Annotated in this window: 23 protein-coding genes; 15 read left to right on the top strand and 8 right to left on the bottom strand. The window is 65.0% G+C overall.

Annotated elements, in window-relative coordinates; translation table 11 throughout:
• Nucleotides 1-8 precede the first annotated feature (8 nt).
• Together HU772_RS21650 and aptA are read right to left on the bottom strand one after the other, a co-directional pair.
• Nucleotides 9-1502, bottom strand: coding sequence for a CoA-acylating methylmalonate-semialdehyde dehydrogenase (locus HU772_RS21650; RefSeq protein WP_186662640.1), 1494 nt, complete (start codon nt 1500-1502; stop codon nt 9-11).
• Nucleotides 1503-1573: 71 nt separating this feature from the next.
• Complete coding sequence (gene aptA / locus HU772_RS21655; RefSeq protein ID WP_186662639.1) at nt 1574-2920, bottom strand: omega-aminotransferase AptA; 1347 nt, start codon at nt 2918-2920, stop codon at nt 1574-1576.
• 119 nt (nt 2921-3039) lie between these two features.
• Between aptA and HU772_RS21660 the strand changes: the two genes are divergently transcribed.
• From HU772_RS21660 to HU772_RS21685, 6 genes are all read left to right on the top strand, one after another.
• Nucleotides 3040-3957, top strand: coding sequence for a LysR family transcriptional regulator (locus tag HU772_RS21660; protein WP_186662638.1), 918 nt, complete (start codon nt 3040-3042; stop codon nt 3955-3957).
• Between the two features lie 85 nt (nt 3958-4042).
• Nucleotides 4043-4705, top strand: coding sequence for a TetR/AcrR family transcriptional regulator (locus tag HU772_RS21665; RefSeq protein WP_186662637.1), 663 nt, complete (start codon nt 4043-4045; stop codon nt 4703-4705).
• A gap of 9 nt (nt 4706-4714) precedes the next feature.
• The gene (locus HU772_RS21670; protein WP_186662636.1) at nt 4715-5299 is read left to right on the top strand and encodes an IMPACT family protein; all 585 of its coding nucleotides are present in this window, start codon (nt 4715-4717) and stop codon (nt 5297-5299) included.
• 371 nt (nt 5300-5670) lie between these two features.
• Nucleotides 5671-6357 carry an SDR family oxidoreductase gene (locus tag HU772_RS21675; RefSeq protein WP_186662635.1) on the top strand — a complete coding sequence of 229 codons (687 nt, stop codon included), beginning with the start codon at nt 5671-5673 and terminating at the stop codon, nt 6355-6357.
• Between the two features lie 120 nt (nt 6358-6477).
• Nucleotides 6478-7833: an 8-oxoguanine deaminase gene (locus tag HU772_RS21680; RefSeq protein ID WP_186662634.1), complete on the top strand. Its 1356-nt coding sequence runs from the start codon at nt 6478-6480 to the stop codon at nt 7831-7833.
• An 81-nt stretch (nt 7834-7914) separates the two neighbouring features.
• Complete coding sequence (locus HU772_RS21685; RefSeq protein WP_186662633.1) at nt 7915-8865, top strand: adenosine deaminase; 951 nt, start codon at nt 7915-7917, stop codon at nt 8863-8865.
• On the opposite strand, the gene HU772_RS21690 is transcribed toward HU772_RS21685, so the two are convergent.
• The 3 genes from HU772_RS21690 to HU772_RS21700 form a co-directional block, all read right to left on the bottom strand.
• A complete protein-coding gene (locus tag HU772_RS21690; RefSeq protein ID WP_186662632.1) occupies nt 8862-9572 on the bottom strand; it encodes an ArsR/SmtB family transcription factor in 711 nt (236 codons plus the stop codon). The two genes, HU772_RS21685 and HU772_RS21690, sit on opposite strands and share 4 nt — an antisense overlap.
• A 535-nt stretch (nt 9573-10107) precedes the next feature.
• Complete coding sequence (locus tag HU772_RS21695) at nt 10108-11289, bottom strand: multidrug effflux MFS transporter (protein ID WP_186662631.1); 1182 nt, start codon at nt 11287-11289, stop codon at nt 10108-10110.
• 139 nt (nt 11290-11428) lie between these two features.
• A complete protein-coding gene (locus tag HU772_RS21700) occupies nt 11429-11626 on the bottom strand; it encodes a heavy-metal-associated domain-containing protein (RefSeq protein WP_186662630.1) in 198 nt (65 codons plus the stop codon).
• 147 nt (nt 11627-11773) lie between these two features.
• Between HU772_RS21700 and HU772_RS21705 the strand changes: the two genes are divergently transcribed.
• From HU772_RS21705 to cueR, 3 genes are read left to right on the top strand one after another with little or no spacing between them, the layout of a single operon-like run.
• Nucleotides 11774-12160: a hypothetical protein gene (locus HU772_RS21705; RefSeq protein WP_186662629.1), complete on the top strand. Its 387-nt coding sequence runs from the start codon at nt 11774-11776 to the stop codon at nt 12158-12160.
• 54 nt (nt 12161-12214) lie between these two features.
• A complete protein-coding gene (locus HU772_RS21710; RefSeq protein ID WP_186662628.1) occupies nt 12215-14614 on the top strand; it encodes a heavy metal translocating P-type ATPase in 2400 nt (799 codons plus the stop codon).
• Nucleotides 14611-15015, top strand: a complete 405-nt coding sequence (gene cueR / locus HU772_RS21715) for a Cu(I)-responsive transcriptional regulator (protein WP_186662627.1) — start codon at nt 14611-14613, stop codon at nt 15013-15015. The genes HU772_RS21710 and cueR overlap by 4 nt, the downstream gene beginning before the upstream one ends.
• A 24-nt stretch (nt 15016-15039) precedes the next feature.
• Here the strand turns inward: cueR and HU772_RS21720 are convergent, their stop codons facing one another.
• Nucleotides 15040-15816, bottom strand: coding sequence for an AraC family transcriptional regulator (locus HU772_RS21720; RefSeq protein ID WP_186662626.1), 777 nt, complete (start codon nt 15814-15816; stop codon nt 15040-15042).
• A 102-nt stretch (nt 15817-15918) separates the two neighbouring features.
• Complete coding sequence (locus HU772_RS21725; protein WP_186662625.1) at nt 15919-17196, bottom strand: acetyl-CoA C-acetyltransferase; 1278 nt, start codon at nt 17194-17196, stop codon at nt 15919-15921.
• Nucleotides 17197-17308: 112 nt separating this feature from the next.
• Here HU772_RS21725 and HU772_RS21730 point away from each other — a divergent pair, with 112 nt between their 5' ends.
• From HU772_RS21730 to HU772_RS21755, 6 genes are read left to right on the top strand one after another with little or no spacing between them, the layout of a single operon-like run.
• Nucleotides 17309-18661, top strand: a complete 1353-nt coding sequence (locus HU772_RS21730; RefSeq protein ID WP_186662624.1) for a 3-oxoacyl-ACP reductase — start codon at nt 17309-17311, stop codon at nt 18659-18661.
• A 2-nt stretch (nt 18662-18663) separates the two neighbouring features.
• The gene (locus HU772_RS21735) at nt 18664-19515 is read left to right on the top strand and encodes a MaoC family dehydratase (RefSeq protein ID WP_186662623.1); all 852 of its coding nucleotides are present in this window, start codon (nt 18664-18666) and stop codon (nt 19513-19515) included.
• Nucleotides 19516-19571: 56 nt separating this feature from the next.
• Complete coding sequence (locus tag HU772_RS21740; RefSeq protein WP_186662622.1) at nt 19572-19877, top strand: MazG-like family protein; 306 nt, start codon at nt 19572-19574, stop codon at nt 19875-19877.
• Nucleotides 19874-20623 (top strand): methyltransferase domain-containing protein, encoded by a 750-nt coding sequence (locus tag HU772_RS21745; protein WP_186662621.1) that lies wholly within the window; start codon nt 19874-19876, stop codon nt 20621-20623. Before HU772_RS21740 ends, HU772_RS21745 begins: the two co-directional genes overlap by 4 nt.
• A 20-nt stretch (nt 20624-20643) precedes the next feature.
• Complete coding sequence (locus HU772_RS21750; RefSeq protein ID WP_186662620.1) at nt 20644-21270, top strand: DUF4136 domain-containing protein; 627 nt, start codon at nt 20644-20646, stop codon at nt 21268-21270.
• A 20-nt stretch (nt 21271-21290) separates the two neighbouring features.
• Nucleotides 21291-21851, top strand: coding sequence for a DUF4136 domain-containing protein (locus HU772_RS21755; RefSeq protein ID WP_186662619.1), 561 nt, complete (start codon nt 21291-21293; stop codon nt 21849-21851).
• Nucleotides 21852-21886: 35 nt separating this feature from the next.
• On the opposite strand, the gene HU772_RS21760 is transcribed toward HU772_RS21755, so the two are convergent.
• The gene (locus HU772_RS21760) at nt 21887-22858 is read right to left on the bottom strand and encodes an IS110 family RNA-guided transposase (RefSeq protein WP_217858722.1); all 972 of its coding nucleotides are present in this window, start codon (nt 22856-22858) and stop codon (nt 21887-21889) included.
• Between the last annotated feature and the right edge of the window lie 352 nt (nt 22859-23210).

Raw genomic sequence — 23210 nt, forward strand, 5'->3', positions numbered from 1 at the left:
CCTATCCCTTACAAGCTAGGGAACGCAAACTGCGATGCCTCATGGCTAGCCCGCTGCGGCCAACGCTGGGTAATCGCCTTGCGACGGGTATAGAAGCGCACACCGTCCGGGCCATAAGCATGCAGGTCACCGAACAACGAACGCTTCCAACCACCAAAGCTGTGGTACGCCACCGGCACCGGCAGCGGTACGTTCACCCCAACCATCCCCACTTCGATCTCGTCGCAGAACAGCCGGGCCGCCTCACCGTCGCGGGTAAAGATGCAGGTGCCATTACCGTACTCATGCTCGTTGATCAGCTGCATCGCCTGCTCCAGGCTGTTCACCCGAACAACACACAGCACCGGGCCGAAGATCTCTTCCTTATAGATGCGCATCTCAGGCGTGACGTTGTCGAACAACGTGCCACCGACAAAGTAGCCATCTTCGTTACCTGCCACACGATAGCCACGGCCATCGACCACCAGCTTGGCGCCAGCGGCAACACCCTCATCGATGTAGCCAACTACCTTGTCGCGGGCCGCGGCAGTCACCAATGGCCCCATGTCCAACCCACAGGAAGTACCGGCACCAATCTTCAACGCCTTGATCTGCGGCTCCAGCTTGGCGATCAGGGCATCGGCCACCTGGTCACCCACGCAGACCGCCACCGAGATAGCCATGCAACGCTCGCCGCACGAACCATAGGCAGCGCCCATCAGCGCGCTGACCGCATTGTCCAGGTCGGCATCGGGCATCAGTACCGCGTGGTTCTTCGCGCCACCCAGGGCCTGGACGCGCTTGCCGCGCTTGGTGCCCTCGGCATAGATGTACTCGGCGATCGGGGTCGAACCAACGAAGCTCAGCGCCTTGACCTCCGGCGCCTCGATCAGCGCATCGACCGCCTCTTTGTCGCCATGCACGACGTTCAGGATGCCCTTCGGCAGGCCAGCTTCGAGCAGCAGCTGCGCGATGAACAGCGTAGAACTCGGGTCACGCTCGGAAGGCTTGAGAATAAATGCGTTACCACAGGCGATCGCCAGCGGGTACATCCACAGCGGCACCATGGCCGGGAAGTTGAACGGGGTGATACCAGCAACCACGCCCAGCGGCTGGAAGTCCGACCAGGCATCGATGTTCGGGCCGACATTGCGGCTGTACTCGCCCTTGAGCACTTCCGGGGCCGCGCAGGCGAACTCGACGTTCTCGATGCCGCGCTTGAGCTCACCGGCGGCGTCTTCCAGGGTCTTGCCATGCTCCTCGCTGATCATTTGCGAGATCTTCGCCTCGTTCTGCTCAAGCAGTTGCTTGAAGCGGAACATCACCTGGGCGCGCTTGGCCGGCGGGGTGTTGCGCCAGGCCGGGAACGCAGCCTTGGCCGAGTCGATGGCCTGCTGGACGGTGGCACGGCTGGCCAGCTCGACCTTGCGCACGGCCTGGCCGGTGGACGGGTTGAAGACGTCAGCGGTACGTTCGCCCTTGGTGACCAGCTCGCCGTGGATCAGGTGCTGAACAATGCTCATGCAAAACTCCATATAAAGAAGGTGGAGGCAGGCGCGCAAGGCTCACGCGCCCGACATCGAATTCGGAAAGATCAGTCGACCTTGTTCAGGGCTTCGCCCACCGCGTCGAACAGGCGATCCAGTTCCTGCGGCTGGGTGTTGAAGGTTGGCCCGAACTGCAGGGTGTCGCCGCCGAAGCGCACATAGAAGCCGGCTTGCCACAGCTTCATCGCTGCCTCGTACGGGCGAACGATGGCATCACCGTCGCGCGCAGCGATCTGGATCGCGCCGGCCAGGCCGTAATTGCGGATGTCGACGACATTCTTGGTGCCCTTGACACCATGCAGCAGCTTCTCGAAGTGCGGCGCCAGTTCGGCGGCGGACTGCACCAGGTTTTCCTTCTGCAGCAGGTCCAGCGCGGCGATACCGGCGGCGCAGGCAACCGGGTGTGCCGAGTAGGTGTAGCCGTGGGGGAATTCCACCGCGTACTCAGGGGTCGGCTGGTTCATGAAGGTCTGGTAGATCTCGCCGGTGGCGATCACCGCGCCCATCGGGATAGCGCCGTTGGTGACCTGCTTGGCGATGCACATCAGATCCGGGGTGACGCCGAAGGCTTCGGCTCCGGTCATGGCGCCCATGCGCCCGAAGCCGGTGATGACTTCGTCGAAGATCAGCAGGATGTTGTGCTGGGTGCAGATATCGCGCAGGCGCTTCAGGTAACCCTTCGGCGGCGGCAGCACACCAGCGGAGCCGGCCAGCGGCTCGACGATCACTGCGGCGATGTTCGAGGCATCGTGCAGCTCGATCAGCTTGAGCATCTCGTCGGCCAGGGCGATGCCGCCCTCTTCGGGCATGCCCTTGCTGAACACGTTGGCCGGCAGCACGGTGTGTGGCAGGTGATCGACGTCCAGCAGTTGGCCGAACAGCTTGCGGTTGCCGTTGACCCCGCCCAGGCTGGTGCCGGCGATATTCACCCCGTGGTAGCCACGGGCACGGCCGATGATTTTGGTCTTGGTGGCCTGGCCTTTCAGGCGCCAGTAGGCGCGCACCATCTTCAGCGCGGTGTCGGCGCACTCGGAACCGGAGTTGGTGAAGAACACGTGGTTGAGGTCGCCCGGCACCAGGTTGGCGATTTTCTCGGCCAGCTGGAAGGCCAGCGGGTGGCCGAACTGGAAGGCCGGCGAATAGTCGAGCGTCGCGACCTGACGAGCAACCGCCTCGCTGATTTCCTTGCGGGTATGCCCGGCGCCGCAGGTCCACAGGCCCGACAGGGCGTCGAACACCTTGCGGCCCTTGTCGTCGACCAGGTAGTTGCCTTCGGCCGCCACGATCAGGCGCGGGTCACGCTGGAAGTTGCGATTGGCGGTGTAGGGCATCCAGTGGGCGTCCAGCTTGAGCTGGCTGGCGATACCGGCGTGGGCGGTCTCGGGCATGTTCATCGGGCGGTTCCTCGAAAGACGATTAGGCAACGATGGATGTTGTTGCAGCTAAATTGGCACGGCGATAAAGTCCAGAAAACCCAACATTTCTAACCTTCATTCCGCAGCGTGCTAAACATATGAGCAGACGCCCCGATCCCCTCGCCCAGGTCAGCGACTTCGATATTCGCTTGCTGAAAATCTACCGCAGCGTGGTGGAGTGCGGCGGCTTCTCGGCGGCGGAGAATGTCCTCGGCATAGGCCGCTCGGCGATCAGCCAGCAAATGAACGATCTGGAACAACGCCTCGGCCTGCGCCTGTGCCAACGTGGTCGCGCCGGGTTTTCGCTGACCGAGGAAGGCCGCGAGGTGTACCACTCGGCCCTACAATTGCTCAGCGCCCTGGAAACCTTCCGCACCGAGGTCAACGGGCTGCATCAGCATTTGCGCGGTGAATTGAACATCGGCCTGACCGATAACCTGGTGACCCTGCCGCACATGCGTATCACCCATGCCCTGGCTGAACTGAAGGACCGAGGCCCCGACGTGCGTATCCAGATCCGCATGATCGCCCCGAGCCAGGTCGAGCAAGGCGTGCTCGACGGCAGCCTGCACGTCGGAGTGGTGCCGCAGACCAGCCCGCTGTCGGGGCTCGAGTACCAACCGCTGTACAGCGAACGCTCGTTGCTTTATTGCGCGGTCGGCCACCCGCTGTTCTATGCCGACGACCAACAGATCGACGATGAGCGCCTCAACGGCCAGGATGCCATCGCCCCGACCTTCCGCCTGCCCGCTGACATCCAGGCGCATTACCAGGCGCTGCACTGCACCGCCAGCGCCTCGGACCGCGAAGGCATGGCCTTTCTGATCCTCACCGGGCGCTACATCGGCTACCTGCCCGACCATTACGCCAGCTTCTGGGTGCAACAAGGCCGCCTGCGCGCCCTCAAGCCGGCGCAGCGCTTCTACGACCTGAGCCTGAGCTGGGTGACACGCAAGGGCCGGCGGCCGAACCTGGTGCTGGAAAGCTTCCTCGAAAGCCTGGCTGCGACACGTTGATACCCATCCGGGCCGCAAATGCTTGTCACTTCGGCCCAGGCAGGTAATCTGTCGGACATTCGTAACGACCCGTCCGGAATCGTCCATGACCCTAGAAGTCCCTGCGCATCGCTCCCCCGCCTCGGGCAAGCCCGCCGGCCGCATCCGCCAGAAGAACGAGCAGGCCATCATCCAGGCCGCCGAAGACGAATTCGCCCGCCACGGCTACAAGGGCACGAGCATGAACACCATCGCGCTCAAGGCCGGGCTGCCCAAGGCCAACCTGCACTACTACTTCACCAACAAACTAGGCCTGTACATCGCCGTGCTGAGCAACATCATCGAGCTGTGGGACAGCACCTTCAACGCCCTGAGCGTCGAGGACGACCCGGCCGAGGCACTGAGCCACTACATCCGTACCAAGATGGAGTTCTCCAGGCGTAATCCTCAGGCCTCGCGGATCTTCGCCATGGAAGTGATCAGCGGCGGCGAGTGCCTGAGCGAGTATTTCAGCGCCGACTACCGCGACTGGTTCCGTGGCCGCGCCGCCGTGTTCCAGGCCTGGATCGACGCCGGCAAAATGGACCGGGTCGACCCGGTGCACCTGATCTTTCTGCTGTGGGGCAGCACCCAGCACTACGCCGACTTCGCCACCCAGATCTGCCAGGTCACCGGCCGCAGCCGCCTGACCAAGCAGGACATGGAAGACGCCAGCAACAATCTTATCCACATCATTCTCAAAGGCTGCGGCATCACTACGCCTGCCTGATCCGGACCTATGCCTTCTACCCTGCTCGAGCTCTGCGAGTTCCGCGAGGACATTCGCAAGAGCCGTTTCATCACCCTCGCCGGCCCTATCAGCAGCACCGCCGAGGCAATGGCCTTCATCGAACGCCATAGCGACCTGGCCGCCACGCACAACTGCTGGGCCTGGAAGCTCGGTGCCCAGTACCGCAGCAGCGACGACGGCGAACCCGGCGGCACCGCAGGCCGGCCAATCCTTGCCGCCATCGAGGCCCAGGATTGCGACCAGGTCGTGGTCCTGGTGATCCGCTGGTATGGCGGTATCCAGTTGGGCACCGGTGGCCTGGCCCGGGCCTATGGCGGTGGTGCCAACAAATGCCTGCAACAGGCACCGAAGCGGCTGTTGGTGCAACGCAGCGAGTTCAGCTGCAGCTGCACCTTCAGCGAGTTGGCGCTGCTCAAGCTGCGCCTGGCCGAGGTGGATGGGCTGGTACTGGACGAACAATTCACTGCCAATGGCGTCGACCTGCAAATCGCCCTGGGTGATGCGCACCTGGACACTTTGCAACAGCAACTGGCCGACCTCAGCCGCGGGCGGATCCTGCTGGAACGCCGCTGAGGGTTGCCCACAACTACTGTGGGCGTGCCTGTGGATAAGCTTGGGGCATTTCGATACAGGCCTTTACCGGCAAGGCCTGCGAGGCTTTGAGCATATTTTGATCACAGCCGTATGACAGGCGCGCAAAGCGAACGGGATCAGTCAGTTATCCCCAACCTGTGAATGAAATTGCCCCCGGCACAAGCAATTTCAAGGCATTGCGCTTGCACACAGATACTGTGGAGCAGCTTGTGGATAACCCGTGAGGTAATGCGCCTGCCCCCGCAATTACGGGGCTCCGGCGGCACTGATCATTTTTTGACCGGCCCAGGCGTGGAGCCTTGGTCTGGAGTATGCTCCTGAGCCAGCACACACCTTTCAGGAGCCCCGCAATGACCGCACAGAAAACCGCCCTGATCATCGGCGCCTCGCGTGGCCTGGGCCTAGGCCTGGTACAACGGCTGCACGAGGACGGCTGGAACGTCGTCGCCACCGTACGCGACCCGCACAAGCCCGGCGCACTGGCTGAGGTCCCCGGCGTGCGCATCGAACGCCTGGAGATGAACGACACCGCGCAGCTCGATGGCCTCAAGCAACGTCTGCAAGGCGAGCTGTTCGACCTGGTATTCGTCAACGCCGGAGTCATGGGCCCGCTGCCGCAGGACCTGGAGCGCGTCCAGGCGCAGGAAGTCGGCGAGCTGTTCATGACCAACGCCGTGGCGCCGATCCGTGTTGCCCGCCGCCTGGCCAGCCAGGTCCGTCAGGGCAGCGGCGTGCTGGCGTTCATGAGCTCTATCCTCGGCAGCGTGACCATCCCCGACGGCGGTGAAATCTGCCTGTACAAGGCCAGCAAGGCCGCGCTCAACTCGATGATCAACAGCTTCGTGGTCGAACTGCAGCGCCCCGACCTGTGCGTGCTGGCCATGCATCCGGGCTGGGTGAAGACCGACATGGGCGGCGAAAACGCCGAGATCGACGTGCTCACCAGCACCCGCGGCATGCTCGAGCAGATCAAGGCGCACACTGGCAACGGCGGCCTGCGTTTCATCAACTACAAGGGCGAAGCGCTGACCTGGTGAATTGAAAGCCGCGTGGCGAGGCAGTAGACTCCAAGCCTCGCCCCCGCGGCGGACCTGGATCAGCAGACAGGGCAACACTGAGCTGGCTAACCTGAACCCACTTTCAGAGGAGCCGGCACCATGCCCGCGACCCGTATCTGGTTGAAATCCCCCCTTGCCATCTTCACCGCCAACGATGCCGACGCCCGAGGCGGCCTGGTCATCGAAGATGGCCGCATCGCCGAATTGCTCGGCGCCGGTCAATCGCCCAACCTCCCCTGCGACCAGGTGTTCGACGCCCGTGACCACGTGGTACTGCCCGGCCTGATCAACACCCATCATCACTTCTATCAGACCCTCACCCGCGCCTGGGCGCCGGTGGTCAACCAACCGCTGTTCCCGTGGCTCAAGACCCTCTACCCGGTGTGGGCGCGCCTGACCCCGGCCAAGCTGGAGCTGGCCAGCCAGGTCGCCCTGGCCGAGCTGCTGTTGTCGGGGTGCACCACTGCCGCCGACCACCACTACCTGTTCCCCGAAGGCCTGGACAACGCCATCGATGTACAGGTCGAAGCCGTGCGCAAACTGGGCATGCGCGCCATGCTCACCCGCGGCTCGATGAGCCTGGGGGAAAAGGACGGTGGCCTGCCGCCGCAACAGACCGTGCAGCAGGGCGAAGTGATCCTCGCCGACAGCCAGCGACTTATCCACAGCTACCACGAGCGTGGCGATGGCGCGCGCATCCAGATCGCCCTGGCGCCGTGCTCACCGTTCTCGGTCACCCCAGAGATCATGCGCGCCAGCGCCGACCTGGCTGAAGAACTGGACGTGCGCCTGCACACCCACCTGGCCGAAACCCTCGATGAAGAAGACTTCTGCCTGCAACGCTTCGGCCTGCGTACCGTCGACTACCTCGACAGTGTCGGCTGGCTCGGTCCGCGTACCTGGCTGGCCCATGGCATTCACTTCAACCCCGATGAAATCGCCCGCCTCGGCGCCGCCGGCACCGGCATCTGCCACTGCCCAAGCTCGAACATGCGCCTGGCCTCGGGCATCTGCCCGACCGTCGAGCTGGATGCCGCCGGCGCCACCGTGGGCCTGGGCGTGGACGGTTCGGCCTCCAATGACGCTTCGAACATGATTCTCGAAGCGCGTCAGGCCCTGTACCTGCAACGCCTGCGCTATGGCGCCGAACTGATCACCCCGGAACGCGCCCTGGGCTGGGCGACCCGGGGCTCGGCCAAACTGCTGGGCCGTAGCGATATCGGCGAACTGGCCGTGGGCAAGCAAGCCGACCTGGCGCTGTTCAAACTCGACGAACTGCGCTTCTCCGGCAGCCATGACCCGCTCTCGGCCTTGCTGCTGTGCGGCGCCGACCGGGCCGACCGGGTGATGGTCGGCGGCCAGTGGCGCGTCATCGACGGGCAGATCGAAGGCCTCGACGTGCAGGGCCTGATCGCCAACCACCGCCAGGCCGCCGCGCAACTGATCGCCGGTTGAGCAACCAGGGCCTGGCCGGGCGCAATGCCCGGCCAGGCCCTGTAGAATGTCGGCCAACCGTACCTGATCGAGATTGCACACATGTATGAATGGCTGAACGCCTTGCCCAAGGCGGAACTGCACATGCACCTGGAGGGTTCGCTGGAACCCGAACTGCTGTTCGCCCTGGCCGAACGCAACAAAGTCGCCCTGCCCTGGGCCGATGTCGACACCCTGCGCGGCGCCTACGCCTTCAACAACCTGCAGGAATTCCTCGACCTTTACTACCAGGGCGCCGGCGTTCTGCGCACCGAACAGGACTTCTATGACCTGACCTGGGCCTACCTGCAACGCTGCAAGGCGCAGAACGTGATCCATACCGAGCCGTTCTTCGATCCGCAGACCCACACCGACCGTGGCATCCCTTTCGAAGTGGTGTTGAACGGCATCAACCAGGCGCTCAAGGATGGCCGCGAACAACTGGGGATCGGCAGCGGCCTGATCCTCAGTTTCCTGCGCCACCTGAGCGAAGACGAAGCCCACAAGACCCTTGACCAGGCCCTGCCGTTCCGCGACGCCTTCGTCGCCGTAGGCCTGGACAGCTCGGAAAAAGGCCACCCGCCAAGCAAGTTCCAACGCGTGTTCGACCGTGCCCGCAGCGAGGGCTTCCTGACCGTTGCCCATGCCGGCGAGGAAGGCCCAGCCGAATACATCTGGGAAGCACTCGACCTGCTGAAGATCCAGCGTATTGACCACGGCGTGCGCGCCATCGAGGACGAGCGGCTGATGCAGCGCATCATCGACGAGCAAATCCCGCTGACGGTCTGCCCGCTGTCCAACACCAAGCTGTGCGTGTTCGACCACATGCGCCAGCACAACATCCTCGACATGCTCGAGCGCGGCGTGAAGGTCACGGTCAACTCCGACGACCCAGCCTACTTTGGTGGCTATGTCACCGAGAACTTCCACGCCCTGCACGAGCACCTGGGCATGACCCAGGACCAGGCCCGCCGCCTGGCGCAGAACAGCCTCGACGCGCGTCTAGTACGCTAACCGGCCTGGCGCGCCGACAAGCGGGCGATAGCATTGATCTGCCGCAACCCGGACGGTGTGAGTTGCACCGCCCGGTTGCCGTCCTGCTCACGGACCCAGCCCGACTGCAGGAACAATTTGAGAAACGCCTGCCCCAGACGCCCGCCCAGGTGCGCCCCCTGATCGCTCCACTCACTGCAATGGCAAGCCACACAACCACGCCTGCCATCGGGCACCAGTGCGTCGATGAACACCCCAAGGGCCTCCAGGCGCGCCTTGCCTTCGGCACTCACGCACAACTGCGGCGCGCTCCCCTCGAGCCAACCACTGTCAAGCAAGCGCTGGAACAACTCGGCAGCCACCTCACCGCCCAAGTGATCGCCACACAGCCGTGCCCTGCGCATCGACAGCGGAATTTGCAACGCAGTTGCCTTGCGCTCATTCCTTGCGGTCTCCAGGCGCACGCTGGCCAGTGCCTCGACCGCCGCACAGATCTCGGGCGTGGCCAGTCGGAAGTAACGCTTGCGGCCACGGGGCTCGAGCCTCAACAACCCAGCCGTGGACAGCAGCGACAGGTGCGCGCAGGCAGAAGCCGTGCTGAGCCCGGTGAGCAGTGCCAACTCATCCGCGGCCCGCGGCGTGCCATCGATCAGTGCCCATAACATGGCACTGCGCTTGGGATCGGCCATCAGGCTGGCGACCTGACTGATGCTGCGGACTTCGTTCATGAACCTGAGGCTCCCTGGTGACTCTAGCCGGTTGGGCGGGGAAATAGCGCTATCTGATACTGGATGCCGGGGCAGTATAAAACCTCTCGCCGCTGGCCTGCCGAGCCCTGTAGGAAATCGCCGGGCATCCTCCGACTTAGGTGTCCCGGCCCATGCCACACCAGCCAATACCTTGTGATACAGCGGCTGCAAGGCAACAGTCGTCAGTATCCCCACAGCCCTCAACTACAAGTCCTACAGACACGTTAAAAAATATCCACTTCAAAGCAGAATGCTCTCCTCCCGCCAACCGCCATGACCGTCAGTCAGGGTACTGATGCCGATCATGGCAAGCGCTTCGCATGGCGCTAAACTGCATCCGCTCTCGCTCACTGGAGGTTGATCACGATGAAAATTGTCGTCAGTGCGTCGAATCGAAATGCCACCTGCCCTTGGCAAGTCCAGCTGGACCAGCATGTGGTGAGTTTTCGCAACGAAGCCGAGGCACGAGCGTTCGTTGCCCTGCTGGAAGCGCGCCTGAACGCGCCGCATGCGCTTACCCCTGGCGCCTGGCCTGCGAACGTCGGGTCAACAGCGCGACACTGACCACCAGGGCGCCACACAGGCTGATCACCAGGGCCATGGGCACCGCGCTGCCGTCGTGCAGCACCCCGACCAACGCCGCGGCACCCGCGGCGACGCTGAACTGCAGGCAACCCATCAGCGCCGAGGCGCTGCCGGCACGGGCGCCCTGCCCACTCATGGCACACGCCGAAGCGTTGGGAATGATGCACCCAAGGCTGGCGATGCAGACGAACAGCGGCACCAGCAACGGCCACAGCTGCGCCGGGCGCAATGCCGCCACCAGCAGCAGCGCCAGCGCCGCCGCCAGGTACAACCAGACCGCGCGAGCCAGCAGGAAGGCCGGTCCGCGCTTGGCCAGCAGGCGCGCATTGACCTGGGCCATCAGGATGAAGCCGGCGGCATTGGTGCCGAACAGCCAGCCATAGTGCTCGGCGGGCACGCCATACAACTTGATGAAGACGAAAGGCGAACCGGCGATGTAGGCAAACATACCGGCAATGGCAATCCCGCCGGTCAGCGCGTGCCCGATGAACACCCGATCACCGAGCAGCCGCAGGTATTGGCGCAACGCTCCCGACAACGGCTGGCGCGGCACATGGGGCGGCAGGCTTTCCGGCAGGCCCAGGCCGACCGCCAGGAGGCAGGCGGCGCTGAACAGGCTCAGGGCCAGAAAGATCGACTGCCAGCCGGACACATTGACCAGCACGCCGCCAAGCATCGGTGCAAGGATCGGCGCCAGCCCCATTACCAGCATCAACTGCGAGAACACCTTGGCCGACGCCACCGCGTCGCACTTGTCACTGACGATCGCCCGCGACAGCACCATGCCCGCGCAGCCGCCCAATGCCTGGACGAAGCGCGCCACGATCAGGCTGTCGAGGTTCGGCGCGTAGGCGCAGGCCAGCGACGCCAGGGTGAACAAGGCAACACCGAACAACAGCGGCATGCGCCGGCCAAATCGGTCGGCGACCGGGCCGTAGGCCAGCTGGCCGAGGGACAGGCCGAGGAAATACGCGGCCAGGGTGGCCTGTACGTGCTTCTCGTCGGTGGCAAAGGCATGGGCCATCGCTGGGAAAGCGGGCAGATAGAAGTCGATCGCCAAGGGCCCGAACGCACTGAGTGCGCCGAGAATCAGCAGGGTTCGCAGGTTCATGGAGAATCCATAGCAGGCTAAGCAAGTCCGCTAGTCTACCTGCATGGGATCGCCGGGCGTTGAAAACCTTTGCAATAATTTCTCCGGTTTTTGCCCCTGTAGGCGCCTACGGCATGGCGTCTACAGGATCAAACCGTCATCAGGCCAACTCGGCCTGATAGCCCTCGTCGCGAATCGCCGCGAGGATCTGCTCCGAGGCCAGGGCACTCTGCACCCGTACCTGTCGCGCCGCCAGGTCCACTTCCACCTGCGCCGCCGCATCCTGCTCCTGCACCGCCCGGGTCACGCCTTTCACACAGTGGCCACAGGTCATGCCTTGCACATTGAACACTTGCATCGAAGTTACCTCCTGGCTGGGTTTTGCCCAGTCTCATCCTTGCCATCGGGGCAAGGTCAAGTTCTGCGTGCAGCGGCCGGGCTGGAAATCCGCGCGCGGCTCGGCCAAGCTGCGCCATTGACGATTTTGCCAAGCAGGAGATTCTTCATGATCAGGGCAGCATTGGGCCTTGTCGGACTACTGGGCGCGCTGGCCGTGGTGCCACCGGCCAGCGCCGAGGGCAACACCGACTACAGCGTGCTGATGATTTCCCGGGAGCGCCTGGAAGTGGCCACCAGTTGCGAGATCGGTATCTACCTCAACGATCAGTTGGCCGCGCGGCTGTTCCAGGAGCAATCCACCTCGTTCAACCTGCCGCCCGGCCCTGTCGATGTACGCATGCGCCTGCTGCCCGGGCAGATGCCCGGCTGCGCCGCGGGCGTCGAGGACCAACGCAGCACGCGCCTGAACCTCAAGGCCGGACAGATCAGCAAGTACCGCATCGCCACCGGTCCACATGGCCTGGAGTTGAGGCAGGCCAACCTGGGCTATTGACCTTGCCCGCATGGCAAGGTTGATGCTGGAGGCCAGTCCACGGAGGAGAGAGCCATGCCCGCATCCACCACCTTCGACCTGCCCATCGTCGGCATGACCTGCGCCAGTTGCGCAGGTCGGGTCGAACGCGCCCTGCGCAAGGTCACCGGCACCGAACATGTCAGCGTCAACCTCGCCACCGAGCAGGCCCGGGTCCAGGCCCCGGCCGACAGCCTGCCGGCGCTGGTCGACGCCGTGCGCGATGCCGGCTACAGCGTGCCCACCCGCACCCTTGAACTGCAGATCGGCGGCATGACCTGCGCCAGCTGCGTCGGCCGTGTCGAACGCGCCTTGCACAAGCTGCCGGGGGTGGAGCAGGTCAGTGTCAACCTGGCCAACGAGCGCGCCCACCTCGAAGTGCTGCAGGCGGTCGATGACGCCGCACTGATCGCCGCGGTGGAAAAGGCCGGCTACAGCGCCAGCCTGCCGCGTCGCGATCACGACGACCAGGCCCAGGCACAACGTCGCCTGCGCAACGAGCGCCTGGCGGTTGGCGTCGCCCTGCTGCTGGCCCTGCCCTTGGTCCTGCCAATGCTGGTGCAACCCTTCGGCCTGCACTGGATGCTGCCGGCCTGGGCGCAATTCCTGCTGGCCACACCTGTGCAATTCATCCTCGGCGCGCGCTTCTATGTCGCGGCCTGGAAGGCCGTGCGCGCCGGCGCCGGCAACATGGACCTGCTGGTTGCCCTGGGCACCAGCGCCGGCTACGGCCTGAGCCTGTACCAATGGGCCAACGCCCCTGCCGGTATGGCGCCGCACCTGTATTTCGAGGCTTCGGCGGTGGTGATCGCCCTGGTACTGCTGGGCAAGTACCTGGAGAGCCGCGCCAAGCGCCAGACCGCCAGCGCCATCCGCGCCCTCGAAGCCCTGCGCCCGGAACGCGCGATACGGGTGCTCGACGGCCGCGAGGAAGAAGTCGCGATCAGCCAGCTGCGCCTGGGTGACCGGGTGCTGGTCAAACCCGGTGAGCGTTTCCCCGTCGACGGTGAAGTACTCGAGGGCAACAGCCACGCCGATGAGGCACTGATCAGCGGCGAAAGCCTGCCAGTACCCAAGCAACCCGGCGATGCGGTCACCGGAGGCGCCATCAACGGTGAAGGCCGCTTGCTGGTGGAGACCCGCGCGCTCGGCACCGAGACCGTCCTGGCGCGGATCATTCGCCTGGTGGAAGACGCCCAGGCGGCCAAGGCACCGATCCAGAAGCTGGTCGACCGGGTCAGCCAGGTATTCGTCCCTGCGGTGCTGGTACTGGCCCTGATCACCCTGGTTGGCTGGTGGCTGGCCGGCGCACCACTGGAAACAGCCCTGATCAACGCCGTCGCCGTGCTGGTGATCGCCTGCCCTTGCGCTCTTGGCCTGGCCACGCCGGCAGCGATCATGGCCGGTACCGGCGTCGCCGCCCGCCACGGCATCCTGATCAAGGACGCCGAAGCCCTGGAGCGCGCCCATGCGGTAAACCGCGTGGTATTCGACAAGACCGGCACCCTGACCTCCGGCAGCCCGCGTATCGTCCATCGCCAGTCGGCGAGCGGCGATGACAGTGAGCTGCTACGCCTGGCCGGTGCCTTGCAACGCGGTAGCGAACACCCGCTGGCCAAGGCCGTGCTCGACGCCTGTGCCGAACAGAACCTGGAGGTGCCGCAGGTGGTGGCCAGCCAAGCGCTTGCCGGGCGCGGTATTGCCGGGCAGGTAGAGGGACGCGAACTGGCCCTGGGCAACCATCGCCTGCTCGACGAAAGCGCCCTGGCGCCCGGCGACCTGGCCGCCCGCGCGCAGGCCTGGGAAGCCGAAGGGCGCACATTGTCCTGGCTGGTCGAGCGCGGTAGCCAGGCGCGGGTCCTGGGCCTGTTCGCCTTCGGCGACAGCCTCAAGCCCGGCGCCGATGCCGCCATCGCCGCGCTGCACCAGCGGGGCATCAGCAGCCACCTGCTGACCGGCGACAACCGCGGCAGCGCCAAGGTGGTGGCCGAGGCCCTGGGTATCGACGACGTCCACGCCGAAGTGCTGCCGGCCGACAAGGCCGCCACCGTGACCGCCCTCAAGCGCGACGGCGTGGTGGCCATGGTCGGCGACGGTATCAACGACGCCCCGGCCCTGGCCGCCGCCGATATCGGCATCGCCATGGGCGGCGGCACCGATGTGGCCATGCAGGCCGCCGGCATTACCCTGATGCGCGGCGATCCGCGCCTGGTGCCCGCGGCCCTGGAAATCAGCCGCAAGACCTACGCGAAGATCCGCCAGAACCTGTTCTGGGCCTTCATCTACAACCTGGTCGGCATTCCCCTGGCCGCCCTCGGTTACCTCAACCCGGTTCTGGCCGGCGCCGCCATGGCCCTGTCCAGCGTCAGCGTGGTGAGCAACGCCCTGTGGTTGAAGACCTGGAAACCCACCGTCCAGCATCAGGAGGTGCCATGAACATCGGCCAGGCCGCCCGCCGCAGCGGGCTCAGCGCCAAGATGATCCGCTATTACGAGTCCATCGGCTTGCTGCGCCCGGCCATGCGCAGCGACAGCGGCTACCGCCTGTATCAGCAGGAGGACCTGCACAGCCTGGCGTTCATCAAGCGCTCGCGAGACCTGGGCTTTTCCCTGGAAGAAGTGGCCAGACTGCTCACCCTGTGGCAGGACCGCCAGCGCGCCAGCGCCGATGTGAAGGCCCTGGCCATCCAGCATATCGACGCACTGAACCGGCGTATCGAAGAACTGGTCAGCCTGCGCGACACGTTGGGCGAGCTGGTGGCGCACTGCCAGGGCGATGACCGTCCGGATTGCCCGATTCTCAAGGACCTGGCCAATGGCGGCAGCTGCTGCCATTGACCCAGAGGGCCTGCGCCTGGGCGCTCAAAGCCTGAGTTCCCCCGGCGTCGCTCCGAACAATTGCTTGAACGCGGCGATGTACGCCGAGGTCGAGTCATAGCCACAACCCAGCGCGGCCTGGGTCACGCTCTCCCCCACCTCCAGCAGCGCCAGCGACGATAGCAGGCGCATGCGCTGGCGCCAGTTGCGAAAGCTCAGGCCGGTTTCGCGCTGGAACAAACGCATCAGGGTCTTCTCCGACAGGCTCAGCTGCGCGGCCCATTGCTGGAGGGTCTGTGGCTGGTCGGGCGCGGCGATCAGGCCATTGCACAGTGCCAATAGCCCGGGGTGGCGCGGCAACGGCAACGAAAAGCCTACCTCGGGCAAGCCACGCAGTTGATCCAGCAACACTGCCACCAAGCGCGCCTCGACGCTGTCGCCTTGCGGGTAATCCACCGTGAAGGTGCAGAACTGCTTGATCAGCTCGCGCGCCAACGGCGTGACCTCCAGCACCCGACACTGCGCCACCGCCCAGGGGCAGGCATCGCTGCGCACATAAAGGCTGCGCATTTCGGCCTGCATCGATGTCACCACCTCATGCTCGGTGCCGGCCGGAATCCACACGCCCCACTGCGGCGGGGCGAAATAGCTGCCAGTGCTGGTGTAGACGCCCAATACGCCGCTGATGGCATAGGAGAACTGCACCCAGTCATGGCGATGGCGGGTCGTCCAGGAGCCGGCGTCCAGACGCTCGGCGCGGGCGTAGAGCGGCCTGGGAAGCTGGGTCAGGGCGGGGATCGTGCGTGGTCCGTTGGTCGACATGAGAACGCTCGATGATGCGAGGCGGACAAGCATACCAGCAGGCCCCACTTTAGTCGGCGAACACCGGCACAGCCGGTGCTCATCATCGCTGACTGCAACGGCCTAGCGCTCGATGATTGCCGTCACGCCCTGCCCGCTCGCCGCGCAGATGGAAATCAGCCCACGCCCCTTGCCCCGGGTCTTCAGCAGTTTGGCCATGTTCGCCAAGATACGGCCGCCGGTGGCGGCGAATGGATGCCCGGCGGCCAGCGAGCTGCCCTTGACGTTCAGCTTCGCCCGGTCGATGGCCCCCAACGGGGCGTCCAGGCCCAGCCGCGAGCGGCAATAGGCCGGGTCCTCCCAGGCCTTGAGGGTGCACAACACCTGGGCGGCGAACGCCTCGTGGATTTCGTAGTAGTCGAAGTCCTGCAGGCTCAGGCCGTTGCGCGCGAGCAAGCGCGGCACCGCATACACTGGCGCCATCAGCAGGCCTTCCTGGCCATTGACGAAATCGACCGCCGCCGTTTCGCCATCGACCAGGTAGGCCTGCACCTCGAGGCCATGGGCCTCGGCCCAGGCCTCGCTGCCCATCAGCACCATCGAGGCGCCATCGGTCAGCGGCGTGGAGTTGCCCGCGGTCAAGGTGCCCTGGCCGCTGCGGTCGAACACCGGCTGCAGCTTGGCCAGTTGCTCCAGGGTCAGGTCCGGACGCAGGTTGTTGTCACGGGTCAGCCCCAAATAGGGGGTCAGCAGGTCATCGTGCCAGCCCTCGGCGTAGGCCGCCGCCAGGTGCTGGTGGCTGAGCAGCGCCAGTTCGTCCTGCTCGGCGCGCTGGATGCTCCAGGTATGGGCCATGCGCTCGCAATGCTCGCCCATGGACAAGCCGGTGCGCGGCTCGCCGTTACGCGGCAGCTCGGGCTTGAAATGACGCGGGCGCAACTTCAGCAATGGCCACAGCCGATCGGCCAGGGTCTTGGCTCGGTTGGCCTGCAGCAGGATCTGGCGCAAGCCTTCATTGACCGCGATCGGCGCATCTGAGGTGGTGTCGACACCACCGGCAATGGCGCTGTCGATCTGCCCGAGGGCGATCTTGTTGGCCACCAGCAACGCCGCCTCCAGCCCGGTGCCGCATGCCTGCTGGATGTCGTAGGCCGGCGTCTGCGGCGACAGCCTCGAGCCGAGCACGCACTCGCGGGTCAGGTTCATGTCCCGCGACTGCTTGAGCACCGCGCCTGCCGCCACCTCGCCCAGGCGCAGGCCGTGCAGCCGGTAACGCTCCACCAGGCCTTCGAGCGCCGCCGTGAGCATCGCCTGGTTGCTGGCCTTGGCGTAAGCGCCATTGGAGCGGGCAAAGGGGATCCGGTTACCACCCAGGATCGCCACCCGGCGAGTTGAACGCATGCGTGTTCCTCCTGAAACAAAATTATCCGTGCTAGCTTCTTTTAGCTCATTCGAACGACCCTGCCACAACTTTGGTCCACACTTGCAAGCTTGCCTTCAGGGAGAACCGTACATGAGCGACCGCTATCTGGGCTTTGCCAACTCCACCCTTGGCCGACGTCTGGTCGAAGCCCTGGGCCTGCCGCGCCCGGTACCACTGGAACGTTGGCAGGCTGGCCGGCTGCGCCCGATCGAAGGGGCGCTGCTGCTCGGAGGCGGGCCATTGGCAGCCGAAGTGGCCGCCATCGCCCCCCGCCTGACCGCCGATTGCTACAGTTTCAACGGCGAGTCGCTCGCCGTGCCGGCCTGGGTTGCCGGCCTGGGACCGAAACTCAAGGCAGTGGTGTTCGATGCCAGCACGCTCTCGGACAGCGACGCGCTCAAGCAGTTGCGCGAATTCTTCCAGCCATTGCTGCGCAGCCTGGCGCCCTGTGCCCATCTGCTGATCCTCGGCCGCGCCCCGGAGCTTGTCGAAGACCCTGCGGCCAGTGTCGCCCAACGCGCGCTGGAAGGTTTCAGTCGCTCCCTGGGCAAGGAGCTGCGCAATGGCGCCACCGTCAACCTGCTGTATGTCGGCGCGGGCGCCGAGGCGCAGCTCGAAGGCGCGCTGCGCTTCTTCCTCTCGCCCAAGAGCGCATTCGTCTGCGGCCAGGTGCTGCGCCTGTCGGCCTGCGCCAGCCAGGTCGAAGACTGGACGCGCCCGCTGGCCGGGCGCCGGGCACTGGTCACCGGTGCCGCGCGGGGCATCGGCGCGGCCATTGCCGAAACCCTGGCGCGCGATGGCGCCGACGTGATCCTGCTCGACGTGCCCCAAGCCCAACGCGACCTCGACGCCCTCGCCGCACGCCTGGGCGGTGCGGCCCTGGCCCTGGACATCTGCGCCGGCGACGCGGCCGCGCAACTGGTCGAAGCCCTGCCGAGCGGCCTGGATATCCTCGTGCACAACGCCGGCATCACCCGCGACAAGACCCTCGCCAACATGACCCCGGAATACTGGGACGCAGTGCTGGCGGTCAACCTCAAGGCACCCCAGGTGCTGACCCAGGCGTTGTTCGAGGCCGACAAACTGCACGACGACGCGCGCGTCACCTTGCTGGCCTCGGTCAGCGGCATTGCCGGCAACCGCGGCCAGTCCAACTATGCCGCCAGCAAGGCCGGGCTGATCGGTTTCGCCCAGGCCTGGGCGCCGCGCCTGGCCACGCGGGGTGCCAGCATCAACGCGGTGGCACCGGGCTTCATCGAGACCCACATGACCGCCGCCATGCCCCTGGGCCTGCGTGAAGCCGGGCGACGCCTGAGTTCGCTGGGCCAGGGCGGTCTGCCCCAGGATGTCGCCGAAGCCATCGCCTGGCTCAGCCAGCCTGGTTCGGGGGCGGTCAACGGCCAGGCCTTGCGGGTCTGCGGCCAGGCGCTGATGGGAGCATGAGCATGAACCGTCCCTGGCATGACCTGCACCACCCCGACAGCCGCCTGGGCCTCTATTTGCGTGCCCTCGGCAAACGCCGGATCACGGGCAGTCAGCTGCCGGCGCAAGGGCTGCGCTGTTTCCTGCGGGTGGATCCAGGCAACCTGGCGGCCTACCGCCGGCTGTGCCACTTCGCCGACGACGGGCGCCTGCCTGGCACCTATCCCCATGTCATGGCCTTCAGTCTGCAATTGCAGCTGCTCACCGCCCGCGACTTCCCCTTCCCACTGCTGGGCCTGGTCCACCTGCACAACAGTGTGCAGGTCATGCGCCCGCTGGGAGGCATCGACGGTCTGCGCTTCGCTGTGCATGCCGACAACCTGCAAGCCCACGCCAAAGGCGCTACCTTCGACCTGGTCACCACGGCCGAGGACGGCCTCGGCCTGCTGTGGCGCGAAACCAGCCGCATGCTGGTGCGGGGCCTGAAGCTGGAACAACAGGCCGATGCCGTGCCTGAAGCACCGCCCGAACTGCTGCCGGAGGCGACCCGCTGGTACGCCGACAGCGACATCGGCCGGCGCTACGCACGGGTCTGCGGCGACTACAATCCGATCCATCTGAGCCGCCTGAGCGCGCGCCTGTTCGGTTTCCCCCGGGCCATCGCCCACGGCATGTGGAGCCAGGCCATGGCCCTGGCGGCATTGTCCGGGCACCTGCCCACGGCGGGTTATACCTTCGAGGTCGACTTCCGCAAACCGCTGCGCCTGCCCTCAGAGGTGGTGTTGAGCGCCAGCGCAGCCGGCCCGAGCGGTGCCCTCAGGCTCGATGGCCATGGCGGGCTGGTGCATATGGTCGGTGCCTGGCATTCACACTGACACCCCTTGCTTTGCAACGGACCTCGCCGGAAGCTATGCGCCACGAGGAGACCCCGATGAACCTGCAAGAACTGACCGAACGCCTGCACCGTATCCGCGACAACAACGACTGGCGCGGCTTCCACAGCCCAAAGAACCTGGCCATGGCCGCCAGCGTCGAAATGGCCGAACTGGTGGAAATCTTCCAGTGGCTGAGCGAGGACGAGTCCCGTCAGCTGCCCGCCGACAAACTCGCCCACGCCGGCCAGGAAGTGGGCGATATCGTCCTCTACCTGTTGCTGCTGTGCAGCGAACTGGGGCTGGACATGGATGCCGTGGTGCGAGCCAAACTGGCCGACAGCGAGAGGCGCTTCGCCAAATGAACGACCGTCACTTCGATGAACTGGCCAGCCGCTTCGCCGAGAAGATCTACGGCGGCGCCAAAGGCGCGATCCGCCTGGCGGTGCTCCAGGCGGACCTGGCCGAAGCCCTGCCCGAGCGCCCGCTGCGCGTGCTCGACATCGGTGCCGGGCTGGGCCACATGGCCCTGTGGCTGGCCCAGCGCGGCCATCAGCTGACCCTCGCCGAGCCCGCCGCGCCGATGCTCGACGGCGCCCGCGCACGCTTTGCCGAAGCCGGCGCGACAGCGACCTTCATCCAGGCGCCATGGCAGGACCTGCTCGGCCAGCTCACCGAGCGCTACGACCTGGTGCTGTGCCATGCCGTGCTCGAATGGCTGGCCGAGCCCGAGAGCATCCTGCCGGTGCTGCACCAGTTGACCGCCCCGGGCGGCTGGCTGTCGCTGGCGTTCTACAACCGCGACGCGCTGGTCTATCGCAACTTGCTCAAGGGCCATTTCCGCAAGCTGCGCAGCAACCGCCTGGCCGGCGAGAAGCAGAGCCTGACCCCACAGAAACCGCTTGATCCGCGTGAGCTCAAGGCGCAACTTGGAGCTGACTGGCAGGTCGAAAGCGAAAGTGGTGTACGGGTCTTCCATGACTACATGCCCAAGCAATTCCAGGACCAGGCCGAACTGCTCGACCTGCTGGAAATGGAGCTGGCGCACCGCCGCCACCCCAGCTTCGCCGGGCTGGGCCGCTACCTGCACTGGATCTGCCGGCCACACTGAAGCATCCGCCAGGAGGATTAATGGCGTACCGTCTGTTCTGCCTGGCCCTGCTACCCTTCGCCCTGGCTGCCTGCCAGGGCGCCAACCCCTATGTCGCCAGCAGCCAGCCACTGCCGCCGGCACCGCCCCAGGCCGCCAGCACCTTCGACGCCAGCGCCTACCCGGCGCCACCGCGCGACTATGGCCGCTACCGCAGCTGGCGCTGGCGCAACGATCAGTTGCCCAATGGCCTGGTCAACGCGGCCCCAGGCCAACTGGCCGACGCCGTGAGCAGCGCGCTCGACCAGCACGGCTTGCGCCCGGCCCATGGCACTGCCGCCGACCTGCTGGTCAGTGCCGATGTGCGCCTGGAGCGACGCCTGCGCCAGGTGCGCGACTACGACCCCTACTATGGGCCCTATCCCTATGGCGGCATCGGCTACAGCGGCTACCGCAATGGCTATGGCGCCTATGGCAGCGTGCCGATCGTGCGCACCTACGAAGTCGAGGTGATGGTGGTGCGCATCGACCTGTACGACGCTCGCGACGGCCGACCGGTGTGGAGCGCCAGCGCCGAAAGCGGCAGCGACAAGGACGCGCCGCGTGAGCGCGAAAGCGCCCTGCGCGAATCGGTGAGCAAGGCGATGAGCGGCTATCCTCCCAGTTAATCTCGAACCGGAGAACCATCATGTTGCGCCGTCTCATTCTACTGTCCCTGGCCCTGTTGCTCAGCGCCTGTTCGAGCAACAACGTGCAACAGGACTTCGATGCCAGCCGTGACTTCGCCGCCTATCGCAGCTGGGCCTGGCAGGAGCCAGGGCTGCAATACCGTCCGGACGACCCACGGATCAAGAGCGACCTGACCGAGCAGCGTATCCGTCAGGCTGTGGCCGGCCAGCTCGACCAGCGTGGCCTGCGCCCGGTGCAGGGCAATGCCCGGCCTGACGTCAAGGTGCGCGCCTACCTGATCGTCGAGCAACGCCAGCAGCAGATCACCACCAACTATGGCGGGGCCTGGGGCGGCTATTGGGGAGGCTACTGGGGCGGGCCGATGTACAACGAGACCCGCAGCGTCGACTACAAGGTGGCGACCATCCAGGTCGACCTGTTCGATGGCCGCGACGGCAAGCTGGTGTGGCGCGGCAGTGCCGAGCAGATCATGAACAACTACCCACCCAGCCCGCAGGAGCGCAACGCCGCGATCCAGAAGACCGTGACCCAGGTGCTGAGCAACTATCCGCCGCACTGAGGCCTGCGCGTGCCCTGTAGATACCGTCTTGACCCTCACCCCGCAAGAGGGATTTTGGGGTCAAACGGTATCCCCGACTTCACCACCCCGTAAACCAGGTGCAGCAGCTTGCGCATCGCCGCGCAGACGATCTGTTTGTAAGCTTTGTGCCGGCTGCTCAACCGCTCTGCCAGTTCCTTCACAACAGGGTTATGTCTGATTGAGACAGTGCCTGACATCCACAAGCCTGCACGCAGCCTTGAGGCGCCTGTACGCGAAATAGTGCTCTTACCTATGAACTCTCCCGATTGCTGCACCACTGGGTTTAAGCCTGAAAACGCGACAATCGCAGAAGGGCTTTGGTATTTCAGTGGATCGCCCAGTTCGGCGAGCAGCAACGTAGCAGTGGTGTCACCCAAACCATCAATCGAGGTAATCAGCTCACGTCGCTTGCGCAGGTCTGGATCATCATCGATCGTCTGCTCGATGGCCTTCCTGGTCTTTTCCAGCTCTTCGTTGATGTGCCCGATTACGTCTTGAATCGACTGCTGTACCGCATCTAGTGCGACATCCAAACGATTCTGCTCCATCTGGCGCATTTCCTTGAGGTCGTCCAGTCGCCGCACCAGAGCACGCAAGCGGCGCTGCGCAGGGGGCTCAGGCTCCCACTGGCGAAGCGAGACAGCCTTTTGTTGGCCATAGGCAGCAATGACTTTGGCGTCAGCCTTATCTGTTTTGACGCGCCGAAGCTCCACGTCAGCGAATTTCGCAATCACCGCCGGGTTCAGAATGCACACCCGATAACCTTGGTTGTGACAGTGCTCGGCCAGCGCTTCGTGATAGATGCCTGTAGCCTCCATAACAATCCAGGCGCCTGGTTCAGCATGGCGCTCAAGCCAGTCGCTAAACTGCCTGAACCCTCCAGGATCATTGGACAGCTTGGCTTTGGTGCGCATCTTGCCATTGGGGAGCGGGATGGCAATGTCGAAAGATTTTTTGGCGACATCAACGCCAACAAAGACGGACATGATCTCCTCCTTCAAACTACGAAAGTCGATCACCCTACACTCAGTTCAACCTTGTTAATGCGTGCTCACGCCGGGGGCGGGCACTAGATACCGTTCGAACTCGTCGAGTGGGGTTGGAAGACCAGAGCGTTATCTACAGTGCGGGCTTGATGCCCTTGGAGCGGCTCTGCTTCAAGGCCTTCCCTCGATGATCAGTCGAGAACTTTCGCCTCTAGGGAGGCGAAAGTCGAGATACAAGGAGCGGCCTTGTGCCGCTCCTACAAAGGCCACAGCCAACAAGCAAGGCAACTTGCCATCATCTTGACTACACTCCTTGCACCGCCGCCGCGCTGCCGGGCCTCTGGCCGGCAAA

This window comes from Pseudomonas xantholysinigenes (assembly GCF_014268885.2).
GTDB classification, from domain to species: Bacteria; Pseudomonadota; Gammaproteobacteria; order Pseudomonadales; family Pseudomonadaceae; genus Aquipseudomonas; species Aquipseudomonas xantholysinigenes.